25 protein-coding genes are annotated in these 24029 nt (G+C 58.3%); 18 read left to right on the forward strand and 7 right to left on the reverse strand.

What is annotated here, in order from left to right; all coding sequences use genetic code 11:
• The first annotated feature begins 149 nt into the window (after positions 1–149).
• Positions 150–437, forward strand: coding sequence for a DUF3509 domain-containing protein (locus KGB24_RS12595; RefSeq protein ID WP_008042363.1), 288 nt, complete (start codon positions 150–152; stop codon positions 435–437).
• 171 nt (positions 438–608) lie between these two features.
• Here KGB24_RS12595 and KGB24_RS12600 read toward each other — a convergent pair whose 3' ends face one another.
• Both KGB24_RS12600 and KGB24_RS12605 read right to left on the reverse strand, forming a co-directional pair.
• Positions 609–1472: a TIGR02285 family protein gene (locus KGB24_RS12600; RefSeq protein ID WP_008042362.1), complete on the reverse strand. Its 864-nt coding sequence runs from the start codon at positions 1470–1472 to the stop codon at positions 609–611.
• Between the two features lie 58 nt (positions 1473–1530).
• Complete coding sequence (locus tag KGB24_RS12605; RefSeq protein ID WP_223416215.1) at positions 1531–2730, reverse strand: CaiB/BaiF CoA transferase family protein; 1200 nt, start codon at positions 2728–2730, stop codon at positions 1531–1533.
• A gap of 137 nt (positions 2731–2867) precedes the next feature.
• Here KGB24_RS12605 and KGB24_RS12610 point away from each other — a divergent pair, with 137 nt between their 5' ends.
• The 3 genes from KGB24_RS12610 (at position 2868) to KGB24_RS12620 (ending at position 6554) form a co-directional block, all read left to right on the forward strand.
• On the forward strand, positions 2868–3410 hold the full coding sequence (locus KGB24_RS12610) for a YaeQ family protein (RefSeq protein WP_007944886.1): 543 nt from the start codon (positions 2868–2870) through the stop codon (positions 3408–3410).
• Between the two features lie 58 nt (positions 3411–3468).
• The gene (gene recJ / locus KGB24_RS12615) at positions 3469–5178 is read left to right on the forward strand and encodes a single-stranded-DNA-specific exonuclease RecJ (protein WP_223416216.1); all 1710 of its coding nucleotides are present in this window, start codon (positions 3469–3471) and stop codon (positions 5176–5178) included.
• Positions 5179–5447: 269 nt separating this feature from the next.
• Positions 5448–6554, forward strand: coding sequence for an NADH:flavin oxidoreductase/NADH oxidase (locus KGB24_RS12620; RefSeq protein ID WP_008029680.1), 1107 nt, complete (start codon positions 5448–5450; stop codon positions 6552–6554).
• A 204-nt stretch (positions 6555–6758) separates the two neighbouring features.
• Here the strand turns inward: KGB24_RS12620 and KGB24_RS12625 are convergent, their stop codons facing one another.
• On the reverse strand, positions 6759–8384 hold the full coding sequence (locus tag KGB24_RS12625; protein ID WP_223416217.1) for a glucan biosynthesis protein D: 1626 nt from the start codon (positions 8382–8384) through the stop codon (positions 6759–6761).
• 417 nt (positions 8385–8801) lie between these two features.
• On the opposite strand from KGB24_RS12625, the gene KGB24_RS12630 reads away from it, so the two are divergent.
• Positions 8802–8987, forward strand: a complete 186-nt coding sequence (locus KGB24_RS12630) for a hypothetical protein (RefSeq protein WP_008029684.1) — start codon at positions 8802–8804, stop codon at positions 8985–8987.
• Between the two features lie 80 nt (positions 8988–9067).
• Here the strand turns inward: KGB24_RS12630 and KGB24_RS12635 are convergent, their stop codons facing one another.
• Positions 9068–9937: a response regulator transcription factor gene (locus tag KGB24_RS12635; RefSeq protein ID WP_008029686.1), complete on the reverse strand. Its 870-nt coding sequence runs from the start codon at positions 9935–9937 to the stop codon at positions 9068–9070.
• 407 nt (positions 9938–10344) lie between these two features.
• Here KGB24_RS12635 and KGB24_RS12640 point away from each other — a divergent pair, with 407 nt between their 5' ends.
• The 13 genes from KGB24_RS12640 (at position 10345) to KGB24_RS12700 (ending at position 20983) form a co-directional block, all read left to right on the forward strand.
• Complete coding sequence (locus KGB24_RS12640; protein WP_008029688.1) at positions 10345–10536, forward strand: Flp family type IVb pilin; 192 nt, start codon at positions 10345–10347, stop codon at positions 10534–10536.
• 151 nt (positions 10537–10687) lie between these two features.
• Positions 10688–10879 (forward strand): Flp family type IVb pilin, encoded by a 192-nt coding sequence (locus KGB24_RS12645; protein ID WP_008029690.1) that lies wholly within the window; start codon positions 10688–10690, stop codon positions 10877–10879.
• 153 nt (positions 10880–11032) lie between these two features.
• Positions 11033–11224: a Flp family type IVb pilin gene (locus tag KGB24_RS12650; RefSeq protein ID WP_008029692.1), complete on the forward strand. Its 192-nt coding sequence runs from the start codon at positions 11033–11035 to the stop codon at positions 11222–11224.
• Positions 11225–11253: 29 nt separating this feature from the next.
• Positions 11254–11784, forward strand: coding sequence for a prepilin peptidase (locus KGB24_RS12655; RefSeq protein ID WP_008029694.1), 531 nt, complete (start codon positions 11254–11256; stop codon positions 11782–11784).
• Between the two features lie 2 nt (positions 11785–11786).
• The gene (locus KGB24_RS12660; RefSeq protein WP_008029696.1) at positions 11787–13121 is read left to right on the forward strand and encodes a hypothetical protein; all 1335 of its coding nucleotides are present in this window, start codon (positions 11787–11789) and stop codon (positions 13119–13121) included.
• Positions 13122–13136: 15 nt separating this feature from the next.
• Positions 13137–13955 carry a Flp pilus assembly protein CpaB gene (cpaB, locus tag KGB24_RS12665; protein WP_223416218.1) on the forward strand — a complete coding sequence of 273 codons (819 nt, stop codon included), beginning with the start codon at positions 13137–13139 and terminating at the stop codon, positions 13953–13955.
• Between the two features lie 73 nt (positions 13956–14028).
• Positions 14029–15375 (forward strand): TadE/TadG family type IV pilus assembly protein, encoded by a 1347-nt coding sequence (locus tag KGB24_RS12670; protein WP_223416219.1) that lies wholly within the window; start codon positions 14029–14031, stop codon positions 15373–15375.
• Between the two features lie 8 nt (positions 15376–15383).
• Positions 15384–15863 (forward strand): TadE/TadG family type IV pilus assembly protein, encoded by a 480-nt coding sequence (locus KGB24_RS12675; RefSeq protein WP_008042353.1) that lies wholly within the window; start codon positions 15384–15386, stop codon positions 15861–15863.
• Positions 15863–16357: a TadE family protein gene (locus KGB24_RS12680; protein WP_008029703.1), complete on the forward strand. Its 495-nt coding sequence runs from the start codon at positions 15863–15865 to the stop codon at positions 16355–16357. Before KGB24_RS12675 ends, KGB24_RS12680 begins: the two co-directional genes overlap by 1 nt.
• Positions 16351–17571 carry an AAA family ATPase gene (locus tag KGB24_RS12685; protein WP_223416220.1) on the forward strand — a complete coding sequence of 407 codons (1221 nt, stop codon included), beginning with the start codon at positions 16351–16353 and terminating at the stop codon, positions 17569–17571. Before KGB24_RS12680 ends, KGB24_RS12685 begins: the two co-directional genes overlap by 7 nt.
• A gap of 3 nt (positions 17572–17574) precedes the next feature.
• On the forward strand, positions 17575–19008 hold the full coding sequence (locus tag KGB24_RS12690; RefSeq protein WP_008029707.1) for a CpaF family protein: 1434 nt from the start codon (positions 17575–17577) through the stop codon (positions 19006–19008).
• On the forward strand, positions 19005–19991 hold the full coding sequence (locus KGB24_RS12695; RefSeq protein WP_008042351.1) for a type II secretion system F family protein: 987 nt from the start codon (positions 19005–19007) through the stop codon (positions 19989–19991). The genes KGB24_RS12690 and KGB24_RS12695 overlap by 4 nt, the downstream gene beginning before the upstream one ends.
• A 29-nt stretch (positions 19992–20020) precedes the next feature.
• The gene (locus KGB24_RS12700; protein ID WP_008029711.1) at positions 20021–20983 is read left to right on the forward strand and encodes a type II secretion system F family protein; all 963 of its coding nucleotides are present in this window, start codon (positions 20021–20023) and stop codon (positions 20981–20983) included.
• 214 nt (positions 20984–21197) lie between these two features.
• Here the strand turns inward: KGB24_RS12700 and KGB24_RS12705 are convergent, their stop codons facing one another.
• From KGB24_RS12705 to KGB24_RS12715, 3 genes are all read right to left on the reverse strand, one after another.
• On the reverse strand, positions 21198–21467 hold the full coding sequence (locus KGB24_RS12705) for a DUF3613 domain-containing protein (protein ID WP_008029713.1): 270 nt from the start codon (positions 21465–21467) through the stop codon (positions 21198–21200).
• A gap of 18 nt (positions 21468–21485) precedes the next feature.
• Entirely contained in the window at positions 21486–22199 is a 714-nt protein-coding gene (locus tag KGB24_RS12710) for a tetratricopeptide repeat protein (RefSeq protein ID WP_008029716.1), read from the reverse strand.
• Between the two features lie 119 nt (positions 22200–22318).
• Positions 22319–23542, reverse strand: coding sequence for a type II and III secretion system protein family protein (locus KGB24_RS12715; RefSeq protein ID WP_008029718.1), 1224 nt, complete (start codon positions 23540–23542; stop codon positions 22319–22321).
• Between the last annotated feature and the right edge of the window lie 487 nt (positions 23543–24029).

A 24029-nucleotide genomic window follows, 5' to 3' on the forward strand; every position in this document is an offset into this window, starting at 1 on the left:
AACCTGTCATCTACCCCATGCATGCTCTACCCACCAGAGACGCCGACGCGCCTGCACCTGGAATCCAGAACTTTCTTCTCGGGCCAATGGTCACTTAATGTGAACACGCCCAAGGCACTTTGTTTTCGGACTATTGAGTGGTGATCGAGATGGAAAGTATCAATCTATTGCTCGGTGAGGCTCTGAGCCCGTACCAGGTAACGTTGACCCCCTCGGGCGCCCACGGCGAATGCCTGGTGACACTGAAGAGCACAACCGGCGCCATCGTGGTCGAGCGGGAGTTCAATCAAGCCCAACTGACCGACAAACGTCTGCTCACAGATGTGGTCGACGGCTTGCATCGCGATCTGATGATTGCCGAAGGACGCCTGGAACCCTGCGTTATCGCGGCATTGCGCAATGCTGCACAGGACAAGGTCGTGGCCAGCCGTAATTGAATTGTCTTTTGTGGGAACCTTCCTCGACCAAGGTCAGTCAGAGCATGTAACAGCAGGATCAAGCATTGTGCTCCGGTGCTTGTAGTCGTGCTGCCACTGGTCTCTTTGTAGACCACGTTTAACCCCGAGATGTCTCCCCACTTCTCGGGGTTTCTTTTTGCCCGCGATTTGTCATTCCAGCGCCTGTTGCTCGAAATACTTCCTGGATTCCTCCAGGTAGGCATCGCGACTTTCCGGGTCGAGCCACGCGGCGTACGCCTCGCTCAAGCGATCGTGGGGCATTTTGCGCAGCAATTGATTGATCTCGACAATCGCCTGCCGGCCTTTGGGCGTGTCGGTGCAGCCGATGTAACCGGACAAGAATTTCTCGGCGCCGCGAATCGGGTAGAACTGCAATTCATCCTCGGCGATCCCTTGCTGTTGGGCCTGATAGCGGATTTCCGGGCGGTAGCCCAACAACAGCCGCAAGCGCCCCAGGCGTTGCATCTGCAACAGGCTGCCCAAGGCGTCGTTGCCGTAGTGCGGGGTCAGCGAGTCAGGTGGTGCCTGTTTGAGCAGCGCGTCGAGGTAATCACCGTAGTTACGCTCGGCGATAATGCCCAGCTTCTCGCCGCCGCTCGCCAGGAAGGCCGCCAGGTCCAGTTCACCGTCCTGGATGAAGGGGGCAAGCGTCTCACGGTCTACGCGCCTTACGGCCACGCCGTTACTCATGGCCCGAAACACCGGAATCGAAAACGCGATCCAGCGTTCGCGTTCCTTGCTCCGGTTCAGCGCCGCATCGCAAGTAAGGGACGGCTCGTGGAGCATTTGCAAGGCGCGCGCACGGTTGACTCGCATCAAGGTGTGTTCGTATTGCGGCATGCCGGCGATCAACAGCGGCAACAGTTGGTCGATGACGCCCAGGCCCTTTTTCGGTCCTTCGAAAATCGTCAGCGGTGGCAGATCCCGCAACAGCCAGATCATGGTTTCCTTGGGCTGCGCCATCGCCGACGAGGTCGGACCGATGAGCAAGGCTGTCGCCGCGAGCGCGCACATCACCCTCCTGCCGTGCGACAGGCAGTCTGTGATGAGCAGCGAAAGCAGGCGTTTCAGCTTAGATGGCCCCGTCTTCACGCAGCTTTGCGATCTGTTCCTTGTCGTAGCCAAGATCGTTGAGTACCTGCGCATTGTGTTCGCCCAACTGCGGCCCGACCCATTGCGAACTGCCGGGTGTCTCTGAGAGTTTCGGCACAATTCCCGGCATCTTGAAATCTTTGCCGTCCGGCAGCTTCGCCTTCAGGAACATTTCCCGAGCCAGGTACTGCGGATCACTGAACATGTCTTCGGCGCTGAAGATCCGGCTGGCGGGGACGTCGGCCTGATTCAACTGCTCAATGACGGTGTCCAGCGGCAGCGCATTGACCCAGCGATCAATCACCCCATAAATCTCGTCGCGACGGCTGTCACGCCCGTCATTGCTGGCCAGCGCGGGGTCGTTGGCCAGGTCTTCGCGGCCGATGATCAGCATGAATCGCTTGAAAATCGCATCGCCATTGGCGCCGATCTGTACATGTTTGCCGTCGGCGCTGGTGTGGATCGAGGAGGGCGTAATGCCTGGCATGATGTTGCCGGTGCGTTCGCGAATGAAGCCGAACACGTCGAACTCCGGGACCATGCTTTCCATCATGGCGAAGATCGCTTCGTACAGCGCCACATCCACCACTTGACCCTGGCCGCCATTAACCTCGCGATGACGCAAAGCCATCAGCGCACCGATCACGCCCCAGAGCGCCGCAATCGAGTCGCCGATGGAAATCCCGGTGCGTACCGGCGGCCGGTCCTCAAACCCGGTGATGTAGCGCAGGCCGCCCATGGATTCACCGACCGCACCAAAACCTGGTTGATCCTTCATCGGCCCGGTCTGGCCGAAACCCGAAAGGCGCACCATCACCAGTTTCGGGTTCAGTGCGTGCAGGACGTCCCAACCCAGACCGAGCTTTTCCAGCACGCCGGGGCGAAAATTCTCGATGAGGATGTCCGCTTCACTGAGCAGCTTTTTCAGGATTGCCAGGCCGTCCGGGTGTTTCAGGTTCAAGGTCAGGGACTTCTTGTTGCGTGCCTGAACGAACCACCACAGCGACGTGCCTTCATACAACTTGCGCCATTTGCGCAACGGATCACCACCGTCGGGGGATTCGATCTTGATGACCTCGGCACCGAATTCGCCGCAAATGCGCGAGGCAAACGGCCCGGCGATCAACGTGCCCAATTCGATGACTTTCAGACCTGAGAGGGGTTTGGCGGTGAACGGCATGCTGGATCCTGTAGGACAAAGGCTTGGCTGATAGAGCGTTTTAGCACAGCCCGCCGTCAGTCGCTCAAGGTTGATGGCCGCGAAGCCTGCCGCATCGGTTAGACTTGCCGCCTTTCCACGTATCAAGAAGCCCGTTCATGGCCCAGCCGTCCACGACCTACAAGTTTGAACTGAACCTTACCGACCTCGACCGCAGCGTTTACGAGACGGTGAAGCAGACCATCGCCCGTCACCCTTCGGAAACCGAAGAGCGCATGACTGTGCGGCTGCTGGCCTACGCCTTCTGGTACAACGAGCAGCTGTCGTTTGGCCGTGGTCTGTCAGACGTGGATGAACCCGCCCTGTGGGAAAAGAGCCTGGATGATCGCGTACTGCACTGGATCGAAGTCGGTCAGCCAGACGCCGACCGCCTGACGTGGTGCTCGCGTCGCACCGAGCGCACCAGCCTGCTGGCCTACGGCAGCTTGCGCGTCTGGGAAACCAAAGTGATCCCGGCGATCAAGAACCTGAAAAACGTGCACATCGCTGCTGTGCCGCAGGAAGTCCTGGAAACCCTGGCCAAAGACATGCCGCGCGTTATCAAGTGGGACGTGATGATCAGCGAAGGGACGATTTTCGTCACCGACGACCGTGGTCAGCACGAAGTCCAGTTGCAGTGGCTGAGCGGCGAACGCGGCTGATTTTTCGCCACGTCATCCGGTTTTATCCTACGTATTCAAGAGAAGTACCTGTCACCCCATGCGCATCGAACCTCGCCTGTTGCCCGACACCCTGCCATTCCTCGGTGACCTGCCGCCGCTGCTGACCCGTCTGTACGCGGCGCGGGGCGTGGTTTCAGAGGCAGAACTGGACAAGAGCCTGGCGCGGCTGATTCCGTTCCAGCAGCTCAAGGGCATCGATGCCGCGGTGGATTTGCTGGTGACCGCGCTGGAGCAGCGTCAGCGGATTCTGATCGTCGGCGACTTCGACGCCGACGGCGCGACGGCGAGTACCGTGGGCATGTTGGGCTTGCGTCTGCTGGGCGCAGCTCACGTTGATTATCTGGTGCCGAACCGCTTCGAGTATGGCTACGGCCTTACGCCCGAAATCGTTGAGGTGGCGCTGACCCGCACGCCGCAGCTGCTGATTACCGTGGACAACGGCATCTCCAGCGTTGAAGGCGTGGCCGCGGCGAAAAAGGCTGGCCTCAACGTGCTGGTCACCGACCACCACTTGCCGGGCGATGAACTGCCGCTGGCCGATGCCATCGTCAATCCCAACCAGCCGGGCTGCGGCTTTCCGAGCAAGGCACTGGCCGGCGTCGGGGTGATTTTCTACGTGCTGATGGCCCTGCGCGCACGCCTGCGCAGCCTCGGCTGGTACGAGAGCAAGCCGCAGCCGAACATCGGCGAGTTGCTGGACCTGGTGGCCCTCGGCAGCGTCGCCGACGTGGTGCCGCTGGACGCCAACAACCGGATTCTCGTCCACCAAGGCCTCGAGCGAATCCGCGCCGGACGTGCGCGGCCGGGGATCAAGGCGATCCTCGAAGTGGCGAAGCGTGATCATGCGCGCATCACGTCCACGGATCTTGGGTTCATTGTCGGCCCGCGCCTGAACGCGGCGGGGCGCCTGGATGACATGAGCCTGGGCATCGAATGCCTGCTCACCGATGACGCCGGGCTCGCCCGGGAAATGGCTATCCAGCTGGACGGCATGAACCAGGACCGCAAATCCATCGAGCAGGGCATGCAGCGCGAGGCGCTGGCCCAGCTCAAGGATTTGCCGGTGGAATCGATGCCGTTCGGCCTGTGCCTGTTCGATCCCGAGTGGCACCAGGGCGTCATCGGCATCCTCGCCTCGCGTATGAAAGAGCGCTATTTCCGTCCGACCATCGCCTTTGCCGATGCTGGCGATGGCATGCTCAAGGGTTCGGGGCGTTCGGTGCAGGGCTTCCATATTCGTGACGCCTTGAGCGTGGTGGCGGCTCAGCACCCAAATTTGATCAGCAAGTACGGCGGCCATGCCATGGCGGCAGGCTTGACCTTGCCGGAAGCGAATTTTCCGCTGTTCGCCGAAGCCTTTGACGCTGAAGTGCGTAGGCAATTGCGCGAAGAAGACCTGACCGGTCGACTGCTGTCGGACGGGACTTTGGCTGTCGAAGAATTTCACCTCGAACTGGCCCGTGCTTTGCGGCATGCCGGTCCTTGGGGGCAACACTTCCCGGAGCCGTTGTTCCATGGTGTGTTCCAGTTGGTCGAACAGCGGGTTGTTGGTGAACGGCACCTCAAAGTTGTGCTGAAAAGCGAATGCGGCTCGGTGAAGCTGGACGGCATCGCGTTCGGAATCGACCGCGATATCTGGCCGAACCCGACCATCAAATGGGTGGAACTGGCCTACAAGCTCGACCTTAACGAGTTTCGCGGGAATGAGACGGTCCAGTTGATGATTGCCCACATAGAACCGCGTTGACCCCATTCGCGAGCAAGCCCGCTCCCACAGGATCTGCGCAGACCCTGTGGGAGCGGGCTTGCTCGCGAAGGCGATCTCCCTGACGCCAAATACCCCCGGAACCCTCCACCATCCCCCAATGTCGACTAGGCTCTAAGCACTGCTTGATTTTCCTTGTGACGTCTTGTCGAATTTTTTGCCCGCGGGGGCGGGTGCTGCACCTTTTTCCTGTCACTCGTCGACTTTCAAACAGAACCCTGGAGCCTGCCCACTGATTCGAGAGGTGCCCCATGAGTCTGCTGCTTGAACCCTATACCCTTCGCCAATTGACCCTGCTCAACCGCATCGCGGTGTCACCGATGTGCCAGTATTCGAGTGTCGATGGCCTGGCCAATGACTGGCACCTGGTTCATCTCGGCAGTCGTGCTGTCGGTGGGGCCGGTCTGGTTTTTACTGAAGCCACGGCGGTGACCGCCGATGGACGCATCACCGCCGAAGACCTCGGCTTGTGGAATGACGAACAGATCGAACCCCTGCAACGCATCACGCGTTTCATCGCGGCCCAAGGCGCTGTCGCCGGTATTCAACTGGCCCACGCCGGGCGCAAGGCCAGCACCCATCGGCCGTGGATCGGCAAGCACGGTAGCGTCAAACCTGAAGATGGCGGCTGGACGCCGGTCGGTCCTTCGCCCATTGCGTTCGACCCACAGCACACACCACCGAAGCAGCTGAATGAGAGTGAAATTGCCGAGGTCATCCAGGCGTTCGTTGATTCAGCGAAACGGGCGCTGATTGCCGGTTTCAAAGTCGTCGAAGTTCACGCGGCTCATGGTTACCTGTTGCATCAATTTCTATCGCCCTTGAGCAATCAGCGGCGCGATCAATACGGTAGTTCGTTCGAGAATCGAATTCGGTTGGTGCTGCAAGTCACCGAAGCGGTGCGTGCGGTGTGGCCTGAGGAATTGCCGGTGTTCGTACGGGTCTCGGCCACCGATTGGGTGGAAGACGGCTGGAATCCGGATGAAACCGTTGAACTGGCGCGTCGCCTCAAAGATTTGGGTGTGGACCTGATCGATGTGTCGTCGGGCGGCACGGCGGTCAACGCGGAAATTCCTACAGGCCCCGGTTATCAAACCCGCTTCGCCGAACGAGTGCGCAAGGAGTCAGGCATCGCCACCGGCACCGTAGGAATGATCACCGAACCGGCCCAGGCCGAGCACATTCTGCGCACCTGTCAGGCGGACATTATCTTCCTCGCCCGCGAGCTGCTGCGCGACCCGTATTGGCCATTGCATGCGGATGATGATTTGGGTGGACACAAGGCCATCTGGCCGGCGCAGTATCAACGCGCGACGCATCGGGATCAGCCGATTCATGAGTCGGATTTGCGTGACTGAGTAGCGTTGTGAAAACAAAAAGCCCCGATCGATGTGATCGGGGCTTTTGTGTTTTTGTGCAGGGATGTTTGTTGGCTGTCAGGCCATCTTCGCGGGCAAGCCTCGCTCCTACAGGTAAGTGTCGGACGAGGATGATAGGCTCGACATCAACTTGTAGGAGCGAGGCTTGCCCGCGAAAGGGCCCGCCCAGACAACCCTTCAAACTCAGGTGTACTTACGCTTCTCCGGCGCCGGCGGGAAATACTGATACAACCAGGTCTCGCTCAACGTCCGGTCATTGGTGCGAATAAACAACCGCAGCTCCACCGGGGCCACACTGTCATTGGTCGGGAACCAGTCAAAGGTAATCCGGTAGCCCTTGATGTCATCCAGCACCAGCACGTTGAAATCCTTGACCTGGCCGTTGGAGCACGTCACCACCGGTTCAATGCCCGTACCTTCCGGCAAGCGATCCAGCCCGCCGCCGGTGAAGTCCACCGCAAACCGGCGCGCCCAGACTGGCGGGTAATGCTCGCCCGGTGCCCAACCTTCAGTGAAGCCGCCCATGCCCGAACGGGTGGCGTTGACCCGCGCCAGCGGCGTGCCGACCGGCGGCAAAGCGCTCCAGTACAGCTTGTAGCCGTAGTTCAGGGAATCGCCGGCCGCGACCGGTTTCTTCGGAGTCCAGAACGCGACGATGTTATCCAGGGTTTCGCCGGTTGTAGGAATTTCCAACAGATCGATAGAGCCTTCGCCCCACGCGGTTGTAGGTTCTACCCAAAGGCTCGGTCGTTTGCTGTACCAGTCGACGGTGTCCTGATAACTGGCGAACTCGTGGTCGGTCTGCACCAGGCCGAAACCTTTCGGGTCGGTGTCGGCGAAGGCATTGAATTGCAGGGTCGCCGGGTTGTTCAGCGGACGGCAGATCCACTCGCCGTTGCCACGCCACATCGCCAGGCGATCCGAATCGTGGATCTGCGGGTGGATGGTGTCGCACATGCGCCGCTCGTGGGTGCCGCAGCTGAACATGCTGGTCATCGGTGCGATGCCCAGTTGTTCGATGGCGGTACGCGCATTGATGTGGGCGTCGACGGCCATGACGACCTGACTGGCCTGGCAATCGATATCGAAACGGTAGGCGCCGGTGGCACTTGGCGAGTCCAGCAGGGCGTAGACCACGAAACGGGTGCTGTCCTTGTCCGGGGTTTCGAACCAGAACTTGGTGAAGTCGGGGAATTCTTCGCGCTTCTTGGCGTAGGTATCGACCGCCAGACCGCGTGCCGACAGGCCGTATTGGCCAGTGGCGTCTACCGCACGGAAATAGCTGGCGCCGAGGAAAGACAGCACGTCGTGCCGGTCCAGTTCCGGGGCCTTGAACAGCTTGAACCCGGAGAAACCCAGATCGCCCGTGAGCTGCTTGGTATCGACCGTGGTGTTTTCATAGTTGAACAGCGAAGGGCGGAAATGCACCTCCCGCGCCTGACGTGTCTTGGGGTCGACGCTGTACATGCGCACCGGCTGCTTGAAACCCATGCCGACGTGAAAAAACTGCACGTCCAGCTGACCTTTCAAATCCTTCCACAGCGAATGATTGCCGTCGTAGCGGATCGCGTTGAAATTTTGTGGGGTCATGGTCGCCAGGGTCGGCGGCAGCACTTGCTTGGTGTCCTGATAGCGGTTGCCGGCAAGTTGCTTGGCCTGGATTTTCAGGGCTTCGAAATCGAACGCCTGTGCCTCGCCGTCAGCCGTGCCATTACCGGCCCAGGCCCGCGCAGCCAACAGGCCGGAGGCAGACAAACCGGTGTAGGCAGCGATGGCCATGGACGCTTTGAGCAAATTCCTGCGGTGCATAAGTACAACCTGTCGTGAACAATCCCGCGCCGTTCCTGGCACGTGCTGGATCAGAAATGGAGGTTCGGACATGCCTTCGGCCAAACGCAACGGACTTTAAACAGATGCCAAATAGCTTAAACCGTTCGGTGGCAGAGCAAAAATGATTGATGGCGTGGCAGTGGCACCGCTATGAAACAAGACATTTCCGGTAAACGTTTCCCACAGAGATTTCTGATTTATGCGGCATTTCTGCTTTTTTTTGACTAATTACTCTAAAAACCGCTTTTCAGCGCCAATTTACTTCCTATTCTATGGGCATAACCGGTTTCTGCCCTCAGGCCGGTGGGATTCAGTTGGCACGAGGTGACCGCTGAAAAAGGGTAGGGCGATGCGGTTTTTGCAGTTTTCTTTTTGACGTAGAGAGGGACATCGTCCATGTCGAAAGTACAAGGCATCACTGAAATGTTGGGGATCTTTCCGTGCCTGGGTATGGGGCGGCGAAGGCGTCGGCTTAATTCCGAGGAGTTGAAGCTGGTGGAGCGGTATCGCGAGTTGTCGGAGAACGACCGGATTGCGATGCGATATCTGGTGGATGCGATGCGCAGTGTTTCGCGGTTTTGAGTAAGAAGCCGAGGGGCGGACTGTGAAGTCTGCCCCTTTTTCATGTGCGCCCGGTATGGGCGCAATCTTGCGGGTGCCGATCAACCGCTGAGGCTTTCTATCAGGCTTTCGAGCGCTTCAGTGATGGTTTCATCCTGCGCCAGTTGCGCTGCTGCAGTCGCTCTGACTTGACGTGCCAAGCGGTATTCACTGGGCGTGCAGTTTGCGAACTGCTTGAAGGCACGAGCGAAGTAGGACGGATCCTTGAAGCCGGCCTCATAGCCGATGCTGGTAATAGGCATCTGGCTGTTGTCGAGCAGTTCTTTGGCGAAGTTCATGCGCTTGTTCAAGATGTAATCCGTGAAGCCAAGTCCATTGGCTTCCTTGAACAGGCGGCTGAAGCGAAATGTCGTCATGCCGCAGCGCTGCGCCAAATCCCTTTGATCGATGCTGTCTCGAAAGTGCTGTTCGATGTACAGCATGACATTGCTCAGCGCCTGGTGTTTTTGGTGCCCTGAGGTCAGCCGGATACTGTCCGGCAGGGTTGGGGAGTGGTCGATCAGCATCGTCTTGCGCAGGTCGGTCACATTTCGGCGCAGCTCGCAGAGCTGAACTACAGCAGTCAGGTAACGACTCTTCTCTGTGAGCGAGAGCGGGAGCACCATGTATTCCCAGACGCTGGAACGCATGGCCCAGACGGCCAGTTCCTCTGAGTGCTGCACGGTGAACATGGTGATCGGGATGCCCGGTGTGCTGCGTTTGATCTCCAGCAACAGCCTCAAGCCTGGTGTGTCGGGGCGATCGAAATGCATGCAGATCATGTCCGCCTGTTCCCCGATGGGCAGCGCGGAGTTTTTCGCCAGTTTGCAGTCGCAGGTACCCTCGAACTGTGCGATGAGTTCTTTCGTGGATCGATCATGAGTCAGATCGAACCATAGGAGCGATGGCCTTTTGGTCAAATTGGACGTCATGTCTCTACTCGGCAGGTCTGATTGACTCTCTACTCGCTAGTATTGCCAATACGCCATCACTTTGCAGATTGAATCCTTATAAAAACGACGAATTACAGATCTGTTCGATCTATGTGTTTCCTGGAAGGTTGTCCGGTCCCAGTGTTTGCGGGTGTGTTGTCGACGAACCCGGGTTTAACCACTTGTCGCTTCTGAATCAATGGCAATTGCCGTTGCGTTTCAATGCCTTGTTTACCCCTCTCGCGACTTCTGCAAAGGCCAATGAACCGTATCCGGCCGCTGCGCAAAAAAGTCCTAACGATGTGCAAAATCCTCCTAACGCCTATGCCTGCTTACTGACTAGGGTTGCATCAGGCAGCACAGAAAGTTCTGCCTCAGAAACACAACATTTGAGTGAGGTGGCCAAAATGATCATGCAAACAATCAAGGCTTCGGTAGTGAAGTTCGCCAAAGACGAAGACGGTCTGACCATTGTGGAATACGCGGTGGCCGGCGGATTAATCACGGTAGCTGTTGCCGCAATGTTCACTCTTTTGGGCGGTGCCGTGAACACCAGAATCACAGCGCTGTGCGCTGCGGTCAAAGGCGCTACCTGCTGATGACAGTAACCCACTGTGGTGGGGCGCGGTGATATTCATGGAGCAACCGGTTTTACAGTTTCTCTGATCGACCGGCAACTCAATGAACTTCGTGCAGACCCCGCCAATGTATTTTCTGAGTCGTATGACCGCTGAAACGAGGTATACAAAAATGAATCTGCAAACAATCAGAACTTCAATTACCAAGTTCGCCAAAGATGAAGATGGCCTGACCATTGTGGAATACGCGGTAGCCGGTGGATTAATTACGGTAGCTGTTGCTGCAATGTTTATTCTTTTGGGTGGCGCCGTGAACACCAGGATCACAGCACTGTGCGCTGCGGTCAAAGGTGCCACCTGCTGATGACAACCACTCGTTGTGGCGGGGGCGCGGTGATATCCATAGAGCAACCAGTTTTACAGTTTCTCTGATAGACCGGGCAACTCAATAGACTTCACGCTGTCCCCGCCAACGTACTTTCTGATCCATATCACGGCTGAAGCGAGGTATACAAAAATGAATCTGCTAACAATCAGAACTTCAATCACCAAGTTCGCCAAAGATGAAGATGGCCTCACCATTGTGGAGTACGCCGTGGCCGGTGGGTTAGTTACGGTAGCGGTTGCCGCAATGTTTATTCTTTTGGGTGCCGAGGTGAACACCAGGATTACAGCACTTTGCGCAGCGGTCAAAGGTGCTACCTGCTAACGATAATCCCGGTTAGGGGGGGACGCGCCATGTCCATGGAATTGTTGGTAATGACTGTTTTACTGCTAGGACTATTGGGCGTGGCGGTGGTGAGCGATCTGCGTCGCCACCGTATTCCCAACATGCTGGTCCTGTTGGGCCTTGCCCTGGGACTGGGCGGTCAAATGTATTTAGGTGGCGTCAGCGGATTGGGTGACAGCCTGTTGGGCATCCTGGTCTGTTTTGCACTGTTTCTGCCGATGTACGCCTTGGGTGGCATGGCCGCCGGCGACGTCAAGTTAATGGCCATGGTCGGCAGCTTTTTACCCTTCCATTTTGCATTGTGGGCTGCCTTGTTCAGCCTGATAGCCGGTGGCGTGTGCGGTTTTTTGATTGTGCTGTATCGCGGCCAGCTGCTTCAGACCCTGGGACGTTATTGGTTGATTCTGAAGGCGCAGGCCTATCTGGCGCCAACTTCAGATGAAGTAGCCAGCAAGCCTTTCCCTTATTCGATTGCAATCTTGATAGGCACTTTAATCAGCGTCTACTGGCAACTGGTTGCCGGTGGATTCGGAGGCTAGTCATGCACATCATTGTCGATAGTGATGCCTACCCCAGCGCTCGGGGCGCGGTGCAACGACTGGCTCCCCAGCCGTGCACAATCCGCGAAACTGGACTGACAGACAGTTTCCTCGGTGAGTTGGTATGCAAACACTTGTATGACGCTGGCGTGCTGGACATGCCGCGGCTGGTGGAGCGCCTGGCGCTGACCGGCGCCGTACTTGATGAAGTCCTGGCGTTTCTGCGCAAGGACGGTCGTGTCGAAGTGCTTGGCCAGTTGGGGTCGCAATCGACAAGTGGGCAAATGCTGCGTTATGGCCTGACCGAACGCGGTCGCAGCGCCGCCCGCGATGCCTTGTCCCGCAGTGGCTATATCGGTGCGGCACCCTTCCCGGTGGACACCTACCGGTCCCTGATCAAACTGCAAACCATTCACCATGGTCGCATCAACGCCAACGATATGCGCAATGCCTTTGCTGGCGTAGTGCTTACCGACAGCATGCTCGATCAGTTAGGTGTGGCGATGAACTCCGGGCGCGCCATTATGATTTATGGCCCCGCGGGTACTGGCAAGACCTACATCAGCCGTCGGTTGATCCGTCTGTTCACCGAGGCCATCTGGGTGCCTCATGCCATCGTCATCAACGAGTCCGTGATCGAGATCTATGACCCGCAAGTGCATCAGCGGTTCGAAGATAACGTTCAACAGAACAATTTGATGCTCAACGAAGGGATCGACCGTCGACTGCTGCGCTGCAAACGCCCGATCGTCGTCACTGGCGGTGAGTTGAGCATGGAGCAACTGGACGTTCGCTATGACACTAACACCCGTCAATACCAGGCTTCTTTGCAGCTCAAGGCCAGCAATGGCCTGTTCATCATCGATGACATGGGGCGTCAGCGCATGGCACCCGCGGAGTTGTTGAATCGCTGGATCGTCCCGATGGAAGAGAAGTGCGATTTCCTCAACCTGGGCGGCGGTCGGCATTGCGAGCTGCCGTTCGATCTGATTCTGGTGTTTTCCACCAACCTCAATCCCCTGGAGTTGGCCGATGAGGCCTTTCTTCGCCGGATTGGCTACAAGCTGCAATTCGGTTATCTGAAGCCTGAGGAGTACGAAAAGATCTGGCGTCAGGAAAGCGAGCGTCTGGGCGTGCCTTATGACCAGTTGCTGGTGCGTTATGTGCTGCAAAGGCTTTATGCAAGTGAAGGCATGCCCCTGGTGCCTTGCCATCCCCGCGATCTCCTGAGCATGGCGCTCGATCGTCAACGTTACATGGGCGGTTCCGGACCACTGTCACCGCAAGAGTTGGAATGGGCCTGGCACAACTACTTCGTCCAGCTCGACTTTCTTTGATACGGAGATACTGACATGAGCTCTCGTACTCTTTCCCTGATAGGCGTTTCCCTGGTCATGGGCCTTGGTGCTGCATGGATGGCCGACTCCTGGCTGAGCGCCCGGCTCAATGCCAGCCCGGATGATCACCTTCGAAGCGTAGTGGTCGCCACAGTAGAGATTCCATTCGGGCAGATGGTCGAGGCTCAGCAGGTCACGACCGTACGCATGCCCATGGATACGATCCCGGAAGACGCCTTCGACTTGAGCGAAAAGGCTGTGGGCAAGATCGCAACGTTCGACATTCTGAAGGGCGACATTGTGCGCGGTGCGCGTCTGAGTGAGCACTTGGGTGGCAGCACCCTGGCTTCGCTGATTGCGACAGACAAGCGTGCCATCTCGGTACGGGTGGACGATGTGGTCGGTGTGGGCGGGTTCCTGTTGCCGGGTAACCGGGTTGATGTACTCGCGACCAAAACCACCAGTGCCGGCAGCAATAGCGCCGTGTCCAGGACCATCCTCGAGAACTTGCGGGTATTAGCGGTGGACCAGACGGCAGGTACCGACAAGACCCAACCGGTGGTGGTGCGTGCAGTGACGCTGGAAATGACGACCGCAGAGGCTGAAACCCTGGTCACGGCGCAAACGGAAGGGAAACTGCAACTGACCTTGCGCAATCCGCTGAACTCCGAGAAAAAAATCGCGGCCGTTGCACCTGTAGCGCCTGCCGCACCGGTCATGACGGTGGCCACCGCCACGGTGCCAAAACGCGTGGTGCAACGCAGCGGCGGCGAAAGTGGTGGGGCTGTCACCGTCATCCGCGGGATCGAAACCAAAGTAGTCAACATTCGCTGACAGGGCGTAACAGGTCCTGGACACCAGGTCTTGGCGGAGCCGATCCGCATCAGTATTGGCAAATGAGGGCTTGATGATGAATCTTCGTATTCAGCAGCCGTTCACTGCGACGCCAAGGCGCCAGAAAGGATCGGTGAGTGTATTGATGGTGATCGCGTTGGCGGCGATTGGCATGGTGGCCGCACTGGCTTTGGACGGCGGGCACATGATGCTGAACAAAACGCGCTTGCAGAATGCGGTGGACGCCGCGGCCCTGAGTGGCGCCAAAACCCTGAGTCAGGTGGAAGGTGGAGTCAATATTGCCAGTACGACGCGCACTGCCGCACTCAATACGCTGACGCAAAATGCGAATGCCACGGGCAACACAGAATTGGCAACGGCGGTTGGTGGCAACGCAGCCACATTCGCGGTGGTGGAACTGGCAAGCAGTGTCTATGGGCCGTTCTCCTATCCCGGGCCAGCGAATGCCAAATACGTTCGGGTATCGGTACCGAGCTATAACCTGACCGGTTTTTTCTGGAACTTCGCCCAGGTATTCGGTTCTGGCGGTCTGGGGGCTAAAGCGGTGGCGGCAATCGCCACTGCCGGACCCAGCCCTACCAGTCCTTGTGATCTCGCACCTTTGATGGTCTGTGGCGACCCGACTCAATACAACCCTGGCGCCGGCGTGTTCTGGGGCTTCCAGTTTGGTGATTTGCAGGTATTGAAGACGGCTGCCGGCAATTCGTCGCCCATTGGTCCAGGCAATTTTCAGTTGCTCGATTTTGGTTCGGGCGGCAGTACGGTCAGGGAGGACCTGGCCGGAGGTGGCAAGGTCTGCCGCACTGTGGGGGACAACGTCCAGACCGCACCTGGCAACAAGGTCGGCCCTACCTCCCAAGGCTTGAACACACGCTTCGGCATCTACAACGGCCCGGTCAGTGCCTCGGACTATCCGCCGGACATGGTGACCGAGTCCAGCAACCCCGCGATCACTTACGACGACTCGGTCACACCGGCACAGGCGAAGTACAAAGGGAAAACCGTCACCTCGAGCAACGGCAATCTCACGGCGGGCGGCGACGCGATATTTGACTACAACGACTGGCGCACGAGCGTTGCCGGGTGTGTGGCAGGGTCTGGCAGTGGTTGTGAGAGCCATGGCGTGTTCGAGCGCCGGATGATGAAAATTGTGGTGGGCAACTGCACTGGCAAACAAGGCGGTTCCACCTCGATCCCCGTCCTCGGTTTTGGCTGCTATTACGTGGTGCAACCAATGGATGGCGGTGGCGGGGACGCTCAGATCTTCGGGCAGTTCGTGAAGGAGTGCGAAGGCGACAACGTGGCCGGCCCTACGCCGTCAACCGATTCCGGCCCACAGATCATCCAGCTCTACAAAACCTATCTCAACGGCAGCGGTACTCCGAGCACTGACTCATAGGAGGCGTCATGAGACTTCACGCGTTTAAACATCCGAAGCGCCAGCAAGGCCTGGCCATGGTGGAATTCACCCTCGTCCTGCCGGTGTTGTTGCTGCTGTTACTGAGCCTCGGTGAGATCGGCCGCATGCTCTATCAGTACAACGTATTGCTGCAGGCCAGCCGTGATGCCGACCGTTTTGTCGCAAACCACGCCTGGGACTCGACGCTGGGTGCGGTCTCTCTGAGCAACGCGCTGCAGACCCAGACGAAAAACGTTGCGGTGTATGGCGTGCCTGCCAACACCGGTACCGCTGTGTTGTCCGGGTTGACGCCTGACAACGTGGTCGTCGCCGCGGTGGGCACCGACCATGTGCGAGTCACCATCACCTATACGTTCTGCCCGGTGATTGGCAGTGGCAATTGTGCCGGCTCGATTCCGGGTTTTTTTGGCAATCAGATTGCGCTGAACATTCCCCTGGTTGCCACTACCGTGATGAGGGCACTGTGATGAATAGAAAACACATGCGCGGAATCTATACGGTGGAGTTCGCGTTCGTTGGTCTGCTGGTGTTCACGCTGTTGTTTGGCGTGTTGGAAATGGGCCGCCTGTACTTCACAGTCAATGCACTGGATGAGGCCGCGCGCCGTGGTGCGCGCCTGGCAGCCGTCTGCAATATCAGCGATCCGGTGGTGTTGCGGCGGGCAATCTTCAATGCTGCGACCGACGCAGGTACGAGCCAGCTGATCAGCAATCTGGCCACCACTAATCTGACGTTGACCTACCTGGACGCAAATGGCGCCCTGGTGGCCAACCCAGCTGACCTGGTCAGCGCAAACGGCTTTCGTGCCATCCGCTATGTCCAGTTGAGTCTGCAAAACTTCGTTTTCAATCTGTTTATTCCCGGGTTCGGCGTGCCCATTACCTTGCCTGCATTCAGGGCAACGTTGCCACGCGAAAGTCTCGGGCGTCACTCTGATTCCGGGGAGATCACACCATGCTGAATATGAAGGAAACGCCGATTGCCAGTTCGACTGGCAAAACCGGGTTGCGGTTGCTGATCAGCAGCCGTGATGCCAACTCTTTACGCGATCTGCAGAGTGTCTGTCAGCGCATGCCTGGCCTGGAGGTAAGCACTCGTCTGGTGAGCAATGGGCATGTTGACCCGCTCTACAGTCTGGACCGTATGCCCGATCTGTTGCTGTTGCGCGTCAGCCACCTGTGGCGCGAGGAATTGTCGGCACTGTTGCAACACCCGGCCCATGAGCGTCCGCCGATGCTGGTGTGCGGACTGCTGAGCGAACAGGAAGCCATGCGCCTGGCGATGCAGGCCGGTGCCCGGGACGTGCTGCCGGAGCCCATCGCCGAGACCGAACTGGTCGCTGCCATGAATCGGCTGGTCACGGAGGTTCGGAGCGGCAGTGGGGCTGACGGAAAATTGATCGCCGTGATGAGCGCAAAGGGCGGTTCCGGCGGAACCCTGGTGGCCTGCAACCTGGCACAACAGCTCAGCATGAAAGGCGGCAGTACCCTGCTGCTGGATATGGACCTGCAATTTGGCAGCGTGACGCATTATCTGGATGTGGCGCAGACGCACAGCCATCTGGAGGTGTTGCATCAGATCAACGGCATGGACAGCGTCGCGTTACGCGGTTTTTGCAGTCACTTCAGCCCGACCTTGCATGTGCTGGGCGGTCGGGCCGGTGAGCTGTGTTTGCCGCAAGATGCCCAACCCGAGCAACTTGACACCCTGTTGCAGTTGGCCCGCGCCAGCTATGGCTGGGTGGTGGTCGACCTGCCGCGGCAAATCGATCACCTCACCGGTTCTGTGCTGGAGCAGGTGGATCGGGTGTACGTGGTGGTGCAACAGAGCGTCAGCCATCTGCGCGATGCCAGCTCTCTGGTGCGGATTCTTCGCGATGACCTGGGTGTGCGCGGGGATCAATTGCAGATCGTGGTCAACCGTTATGACAAGGCCGCAGCGATCAGCCTTAAAGATGTCGGCGAGGCGCTACGCTGCACCAATCTGTCGAAATTACCCAACGACTTCAATCTGGTCAGCCAGAGTCAGAACACTGGTGTGCCGTTGGGGCTGCATGCGCCGAGGGCAGCGATTACTACTGCACTGCGCGACATGACCGAGGACCTGGTCGGTCAACAAGTAGCCGGCAACAAAGGCTTGTTCAAACGCGCCTTCAACCGTGTTTTCGGGGGATGAACCATGATCAGCGACTTTCGTAACCGCTTGCGCAAACAGTCTGGTAAACCCGCCGCTGCCCAACCGGGCGACGATCTGCTGGATCCGCCAGAGGAAATAATGGCGTGGGAACGTGTGGCACCAGACGTTCTTTACGAAACCAAAAGCCAGGTCACCCCGGTGGAGGCGGAGTGGCGGGAAAAGATCTACCAGCAGTTGCTCAAGGTCATGGACCTGTCCTTGCTGGACTCCCTTGAACAGGCCGAGGCTGCTCGGCAGATTCGCGATATTTGCCAGCGCCTGCTCGATGAGCATTCGGCACCGGTGAGTACCGTCAGCCGTCAGTTGATCATCAAGCAGATCACCGACGAGGTGCTCGGCCTGGGGCCTCTGGAACCGTTGCTGGCCGATCACAGCGTGTCCGACATTCTGGTCAACGGCTCTGCCTCGGTCTATGTCGAACGCTTCGGCAAACTGCAACGGACCGATGTGCGTTTTCGCGATGATCAGCATTTGTTGAACATCATCGACCGTATCGTCTCCAGCCTGGGGCGGCGTATCGACGAGTCCTCGCCGTTGGTGGATGCCCGGCTCAAGGACGGTTCGCGGGTCAACGCGATTATCCCGCCGCTGGCCATCGATGGCCCGAGTATGTCGATTCGGCGCTTTGCGGTGGACCTGCTCAATACCGACAGTCTGATCCAGGTGGGAACGTTGACCCCGGCCATTGCCCTGCTGCTCAAGGCGATTGTCCGTGGGCGCTTGAACGTGCTGATTTCCGGCGGTACCGGCAGCGGCAAGACCACCATGCTCAATGTGCTGTCCAGTTTCATTCCGCAAAACGAGCGGATTGTCACCATCGAAGATTCGGCCGAACTGCAACTGCAGCAACCCCATGTGGTGCGTCTGGAAACCCGGCCTTCGAACATCGAGGGTCGTGGCGAAGTGAGCCAGCGGGAGTTGGTGCGCAACAGCCTGCGGATGCGTCCGGACCGCATAGTGATCGGCGAAGTGCGCGGCGTCGAGGCGCTGGACATGCTGACTGCGATGAACACCGGCCACGACGGCTCGTTGACCACGATCCACGCCAACACCGCACGCGATGCGTTGGGGCGAGTCGAGAACATGGTGTCGATGACCGGGGCGACCTTTCCGATCAAGGCCATGCGGCAGCAGATCGCTTCGGCCATTGATGTGGTGATCCAACTGGAACGCCAAGAGGATGGCAAGCGCAGACTGGTCAGCGTGCAGGAAATCAACGGCATGGAAGGCGAGATCATCACCATGACCGAAATCTTTTCCTTCGTGCGCCATGGCATGGGCGAAAACGGCGAAGTGCTTGGTGATTACCGGCCCAGCGGCATGATCCCCGCGTTCCGCGATGTGCTGGCCAAGCGCGGCATCGAGTTGCCGCTTACGATGTTCAGGCCTGAATGGATGGAGGCACGGCAGTCATGAACAATATTCCTGGTGAATTCATTCTGATGTTCCTCGGCATGGTGTTTATCGCTGTGTTCCTCCTGTCTCAGGGGGTGGTGGTGCCGGTGTTCGGCGAGGCCGGCAAGATGCGCAAGCGTATCCGCGGCCGTTTGCACGTTCTGGAGAAAGCCAACAACCTGCCCAATATGCAGACGGTGTTGCGACAGAAGTACCTGACGCGCTTGACGCCGCTGGAGGCCATGCTCGAGCAGTTGCCCTTTATGGCGAGCCTGACCCAGATGATCGAGCAGTCCGGTCATGAATATCGTGCTTATCGGGTGTTGTTGCTCGGGCTGTTCCTGGGCGCCTGTGCAGGTTTCTCGATCTGGATGATCTCGTCAGTCTGGTGGATGGCGTTGCTGGCGGGCTTCGGAGCGTTCTGGCTACCACTGCTGAAAATTTCTCGTGACCGTGGCAAACGCTTCGCCGGGTTTGAGGAAGGCCTGCCGGATGCACTGGATGCCATCTGCCGTGCCCTGCGCGCCGGGCACCCGTTCAACGAAACCCTGCGCCTGGTCGGCGAGGAGCATAAGGGGCCGGTCGCTCAGGAGTTTGGCCTGACTTTCGCGGACATCAACTATGGCAACGATGTACGTCGGGCCATGCTCGGCCTGCTGGAGCGGATGCCGAGCATGACGGTGATGATGCTGGTGACCTCAATCCTCATCCATCGCGAGACCGGCGGCAATCTGACCGAGGTGCTGGAGCGTTTGAGTCGGCTGATCCGCGGGCGTTTTCGCTTCCAGCGCAAGGTCAGGACCCTGTCGGCCGAAGGGCGGATGTCAGCCTGGGTGCTGGTGTCGATTCCATTCGTGCTGGCGATTGCGATCGTTGTCACAAGCCCCACCTACATGCCTGTGCTGCTCAATGATCCCATAGGCCACAAACTGATCATCGGGGCGTTTTTCGCCATGTTGCTCGGGATTTTCTGGATACGCAAAATCATTCGGATTCAGGTTTAAGCGGTATTCGCTACCGGGAGGTACAGGTCATGGACTTTTTGCTCGGGTTGTTCAGTCGGGTCACGGGAAGCGAAGAGGTGGCGCGCCTGTTGTTCCTCGGCGCGATCGGTTTGAGTACGGTGCTTGCAGTTGTCGCCGTGAGCTTGCTGATTTTGGGGCTTCAGGATCCGGTGCAGCGTCGTCTGGCACTGATCAAGCGTGGTCATTTAGGCAACACCGCCGGGCAAGAAGCCCCGGGTAATCTGCAACTGTTACTGGAACGGGTCGGCCAGCGCTTTGCCTCGGCCGAATCGGCTCAGACCTCCGTCACCCAGACTTTATTGACGCATGCTGGGTACCGTTCCACTTCAGCGGTGCAGATGTACTGGGCTGTGCGCTTGATGACGCCGCTGTTATTAGTCGGTATTGCGTTGCTGCTATTGCCGATGATTCCCAGGGTTTCCCTGGCCATGGGGCTGCTGGTGGTGGTCTTGGCAGCCGGTATCGGATGGTTGCTGCCAGCGCTGTATGTCGCCAAGCGCAAGCAGTTGCGACAAGGTCGGTTGCGTGCCGCGTTTCCGGATGCGCTGGATCTGATGGTCGTGTGCGTGGAGTCGGGCCTTGCCTTGCCCACGACGATCGAACGGGTGGCTGAGGAGATGTCGGTCAGTCAGGTCGAACTGGCTGAAGAACTGGCCCTGGTCAATGCGCAAATCCGCGCGGGCATTTCCAGTACCGCGGCGCTCAAACAACTGGCTGTGCGCACTGGCCTGGACGACGTACAAGGGCTGGTCAGCCTGTTGGCGCAGAGTATCCGCTTTGGTACCAGCGTGGCCGATACCCTGCGCATCTATGCCGATGAGTTCCGTGACCGGCGTACGCAGGCCGCCGAAGAGATGGGGGCGAAAATTGGTACCAAGCTGATATTTCCACTGATTTTCTGTCTGTGGCCGAGCTTCTTTCTGGTCGCTATCGGCCCGGCCATGATCGGTGTACTCAAAGTATTCGGGTGAGGTAAAACGGGTGGAGGCTATCGAGTGCGATGGCCTTGCCCCCCGAGCCTGATCTGCACTTTCCTGTCATGGACCCACACATTTCCCGCCGCGGGATCATCCAACCAGGGTTGGATAATGTGTAGAGACTACTTTCCTGAACACGACATCAAGCCCGGCTTTGCAGCCAGGCTACTCTGGACTACGCCAGAGGCTGATCACCCATCGACATGCCTCAGTTGCCGCTACTCATATCTCCCCCAGCATCCTGTTCAAAAAACATCGGAATCGGGAAGTTGAAGCTATTCAGCCAGCGCTGCATGGCCTGTTCACGTTCGGCGGCCGAAGCGGTTTGCAGATTAGGGGAGGCAACCACACCTCGAATCTGCAACTGCAACCACTGTTCGGTGCCTTGTTGATACGGCGAAGAGGGGCCCGGCTCAATAGCCCAGGCAGTGGTGGACAGGCAAGCCATGCACACGATCAACAGCCTTTTGGTCTTCATCTCGATTCCTCGTACGTTCTACTTGTTCGCACTGGAAGAGGCATCGGCTACTTCCGTCTTGCGATTCCCCTCGGTAGCCACCACTTTTTTGGCGGAGGCCTTGAGTTTTTCCGCGCGGGTTTGAGCTTCGGCGACTTGTTTGGGGCTCAAGTCGGCGCGGGTCACCAGGTCAGCAGCCGACTTCCAGTTATCCTGGTAGATCAGCAGCGTCACCATATTGAGTGCCGCCAGTGTGTTTGCCTGCTTGAGCTCCATGGCGGTCATGAACTCAAAGCGTGCTTCAGGGATCCGTCGCTGATTGAGGTAGACGACCCCCAGGTCATTTCGCATCCTGTCGTCGGTGGGGGCCATCTTCACCGCACGCTCAAGGTGAGTGGCAGCGGAGGCGTTATCATTTTTGGCGGCGGCCAACTGGCCCAGGCCATGTTCCCCTTCCGCCGTCAGACAGGTGCCGAGCAAGCTTTCGTACAACGGCTGCGCGTCGCCGCTACGCCCCATCATGCGCAACACCCGAGCCTTGCGCAGGCGAACCTGGACCAGGTCATCGGGCAAACCTTCCAGGTTCGCCAGGCTGGCATACAAACGGCCTTCGTCGGCCATGTTGTCGGCCAGGTTCAGGGCCAGTTCCTGCTCCGAACCAGGCTTGGCACAGCTGGGCGGTCGCGAAGTCAGGCCATTACTGGCACAACCTGCGAGCATTAACGTCGTCGCTATTGCAATGACTGCTTTCATCGTATGTCCTCTGGCTACAACATGTTGAACGCCCGGCCAATGGCAATGAAGCTGGCCCGGCAGGCGTTCAACGTCACCGTTACGAGTGAGGGCGAGGCGAGTCTGGTTCAGGCTCCGGATCATTGCGAGAGCCCGCTGAGACTGTCGAAGTCGCCATTTTCCAGGAAAAACATGCGGTAGAAGTTCGGGTCGTAATTGCGCAGCTGTTCGCCAGGCAATGACGGTAGTGGTGCATTGGCAGCCAGTGGCTGGACCAGATGAGGGGTGACGATCATCAGCAGTTCGCGCTCTTCACGGTTGATGGTGTTGTCGCGGAAAAATGCGCCCAGAACCGGGATATCGCCCAGCCCCGGAAACTTGTTCACCTGGGAATTGTTGCGGGAGCTGATCAGGCCGCTGATGACGAAGCTTTCGCCGTCGGCCAGGGAGATGCTGGTATCGGTACGGCGCACGCTCAGGGCCGGGACTATCGTGCCGGCGATGCTCACGGCGTTGGTGAAGTCCAGTTCACTGACTTCCGGCGCCACCTTCAGCGCGATACGATTTTTCCCGACGATGGTCGGCGTCAGAGTCAGGCGGATACCAAATTCCTTGTACTCGATGGACACGTTATCGCTGCCTGAACTGGGCACCGGAATCGGTATTTCACCGCCGGCCAGGAAGCTCGCACTCTGCCCGCTGAGCGCTACCAGGCTTGGCCGCGCCAGGGTGTAGGCGAAACCACTGCCTTCCAGCGCGTTGAGTGCCACCAGGGTACTGCCGGTAGCAAACGTGAGGTTGAAGTTGTTGTTGTTCACCGGTATCGCGGGCGTGACAATGCCGCCGATGGTCGGCAAGGTTCTCGGTGAGCCGAACAGGAAGTTGCCACGGATACCGAAAATCGAAGCGGAGGCTTCCTTGAGCTTGGTCCGGCTGACTTCGACGAAACGGATATCGGTCTGCACCTGGCTCGGCAGCAGCGGGTCGTCGGAGGGCACTGACGGCACGCTGGTCAGTGCCGATGTGGCTTTACCCTTGACGAACACCATGCTTTGGCGCGGCGATTTAGAACAGGCCGTCCAGACCATCAGGCTGGTGGTCCCCGGTGCAATGCCCGTGAGTATGAACGCGCTGCTGCCGCTGGGTTGCACGTCGGCAATTTTCGGGTCACCCACCGCCAGTTGCGTTACCGGAACGGGGCTGCGCAGTTCATTCTGCAGCCCCTGACCGACCTCGAACGTTGTCGACCAATTGTCCAGTTGCGAACAATTGGCAGGTGCGGCCTGAGCCGCATTCACGCTGAGGCCCGTCCAGAACAGGCCATGGATAATTTTCTTGAACGCGGGCGCGGGACGAAGGCTCATTTGGTGAATCCTCACTGGATAGGCCATCTATAGGCAGACAAAGTTGTCTCTGATCACTTCACGGGGATCGGACTATCCCCCCCAATGCGCCACACCATTTATCGATGGCTTTGGCGTTATTCCTTGCGTGCAACACACGAGCGGGCGCAGTTCGCTGACCTGGCTGGACAGCGAGCGACCTTTGCTAAAACGGTTTTTAGTGAGGCGGTTACCTGAACTGCGCGCCAGAGTGACGCTGGCAGTTACGGACGCTACTGTCCGCCGACCTGCCCCCCCTGAAAAGTAAACGGCCATGTAGGTACAGAGCCGGAATACGCCTGCCATGATCATAGTGAGCTAACTCCTTTTGCCAATCTGATCACTGAAGCTAACTTGGAAACTGGAGCCGTTATGACTTCTTATTGTTTGACGGTAGTTCAATCAAACCAAAGTGCCATGATTTTAAAAAAAAACCATGGGTGCAAAAGCTGTAGAAAGGCAGGTGGGT

It is taken from the genome of Pseudomonas sp. BF-RE-25 (genome assembly GCF_019956105.1).
GTDB classification, from domain to species: domain Bacteria; phylum Pseudomonadota; class Gammaproteobacteria; order Pseudomonadales; family Pseudomonadaceae; genus Aquipseudomonas; species Aquipseudomonas migulae.